The 2276-nt window shown below is 66.4% G+C and carries 1 protein-coding gene and 1 pseudogene; one reads left to right on the forward strand and one right to left on the reverse strand.

Annotated features, from left to right (window positions below):
- Positions 1-1079, forward strand: a pseudogene (tnpC, locus tag WBA97_RS06805) (IS66 family transposase); the annotation flags it as partial.
- 76 nt (positions 1080-1155) lie between these two features.
- On the opposite strand, the gene WBA97_RS06810 reads toward tnpC, so the two are convergent.
- On the reverse strand, positions 1156-2276 hold a 1121-nt coding region (locus WBA97_RS06810; protein WP_424229845.1), incomplete at its 5' end, for a transcriptional regulator.

A 2276-nucleotide genomic window follows, 5' to 3' on the forward strand; every position in this document is an offset into this window, starting at 1 on the left:
AGTACCAGCGGGTGTCGAAGGTCTGTGTGTGTTGCGGGGAGGTGACCACACCCGGCTGGGACCAGGTTCGGGCTGATGATCCGCGGCGGGACGTGGTGGCCGGGTTGGGCTCGCCGGTGCGGATCGGTCCCGCAACCCTGGCTCGCGGGGCGTTGTTGACCTGCGGGCATTCCTGCCGGTGGGCCGGGCACGACAGCTGCTGGAGGCACTGGCTGGAATTGATGTGTCCACCGGGTTCCTCGCTGGCGTTCGGGGTCGTGCCGCCCGGAAGCTGGAGAAGCGGTTTCTGGCCCATGTGCGGGACCTGTTGGTGACCGCGCCGGTGTTGCACGCAGACGAGACCTGTGGTCGGGCCGCGGGCGGGTTGTCGTATGTGCACGTCGCGTGCACCGAGTGACCCTGATGCACGTCGGTGGCCGCACCCGCGAGGACATCGACGCCGGCGGCGTACTCGCCGAGTACTCAGGTGTGCTGGTCCGCGACGGCTATGCCGGCTACGAACACCTCACCCAGGCCATTCATGCCTGGTGCGGTGCACACTTGCTGCGGGACCTGCGGTCGATCTCCGACGCCGACCCGCAGGGACAGCTCTGGGCACTGGCCATGGCCAACACCCTGCTCGACGCCCATCACACCGCGCACGCGGCACGAGCCGAGGGCGCCGACAGTCTCGATCCCGCCACGCTGACCCGGATCCGCAACCTCTACCGCGGAGCGCTGGCCCGCGGCCAAACCGACAACAAGGGCAAACGCGGCACACTCGCGACCGACGCGCGAACGTTGATCCGCCGATTCCGCCGCTACGAGGACATGATCCTCCGCTTCGCCACCAACCTGACGGTGCCGTTCACCAACAACACGGCGGAAAGAGCGGTCCGCCCGGTCAAGGTCCAGCAACGCACCTCCAGCAACGCACCTCCGGCGGCGCCTGGCGCACACTTCAAGGACTCGTCGACTTCGCCATCGTCCAGTCCTACCTGGACACCGCCACCAAATGGGGCCTCGACAAACTCGACGCCCTCCACAAGCTCTTCACCACCGGAGCCTGGCTACCACCAGCACTCACCCCAGCTGAATAGCTACCCGCCGATCTCGTGCTCGGCGTTACGGGACAGGTCGCCACGGCTGCTCCGGTCGGAGCTTGTCAGTTATCGATCAGCTTCCTTGCTCGTAGAACCGGCTGATCATGTTTGACAATTCGTGGGCTTCCGGGTTGTGCTTGCGTTTCTCTGCCTCCGCGAACAGCGGCATGAGCAAGCGGCGCACCCGGGTTGATCGCAATCGCTGTGCCAAGTCAATGGCCTGAAGGCCGACCTTCGCGCCATAGTCGATATCGCCTTCGAGCAGATGGTTCGTCGCCAGCAAGCCAAGGCCGTGTGTCTTGCTGCGGGCCATGTCGTCGCCGTAGGAGTCGATGGCCCGGTGCAGTGCGGGGATCGCGGACTTGGTGTGCACGGGATCCACCTGCTGGGCCAGCACGGTGTGCACCGTGCCGATCATGGCATAGACGTCGTCCTCGTTGAAGAACTTCACCCAGTCCGCCGCCGCGCCCCCATTCGCTCGACAGAACTCGTCCTGAGCCTGCCCGATATGATTGATCGCCTGCTCCTCGTGGCCCATCATCGCGCACGCCCATGCCTGATTGATGCCGATGACCGCCACCGCGAGCTCCGAACCGGACTCCTGGGCGGCGGTCTGTCCGAGCTGGAAGATCTTCAGCGCGGCCTTCGGGGCATTGTCCTCCAGGTAGACTCGGCCCATCCGGTACAGGATGTTGGCCACGAGCTGGTTGGAGTCCCCTGCCTTGGCGAGCTCGAGCGCGCGTCCGAAGTGGTTGCGCGCCGAGTCGATGAGTCCGATGTCGAAAGAGGTCCAGCCGGCAAGGTTGTGCAGGTCGGCGAGCGCGACGTGCAGCCGCTGCTTGACCACCTCGGAACCCGACGCGCTGAGCATCTGCTGGCCCCACGACAGCTGGGCGACCACGGCGTCCCGGCAGAACCCGCCGCCGTACTGGTAATCCAGCGCCCGAAGCGCCCTGGTTGCGGCCTCGACCTGCCGGACGTCGGTCATGCCGATCCGACCAGGAGCGGGGGTCAGCACCGGGCTGGACACCCACGATCCTGAGTGGGCGCCGAGCCCGTGCGTACCGACCGCGACAGCGGCCGCGTGCGCAAGGAACTTGCGACGCTTCACGATCTCCGGCTCCTCAGCCTCCGGGGACTCCCGTGAGTCGGCCACCCGTTGAGCGGTGACTTCGTCGTACGCGAGGCCCATGT

The organism is Actinophytocola sp., assembly GCF_049647105.1.
In the GTDB taxonomy this organism is placed as follows: domain Bacteria; phylum Actinomycetota; class Actinomycetes; order Mycobacteriales; family Pseudonocardiaceae; genus Actinophytocola.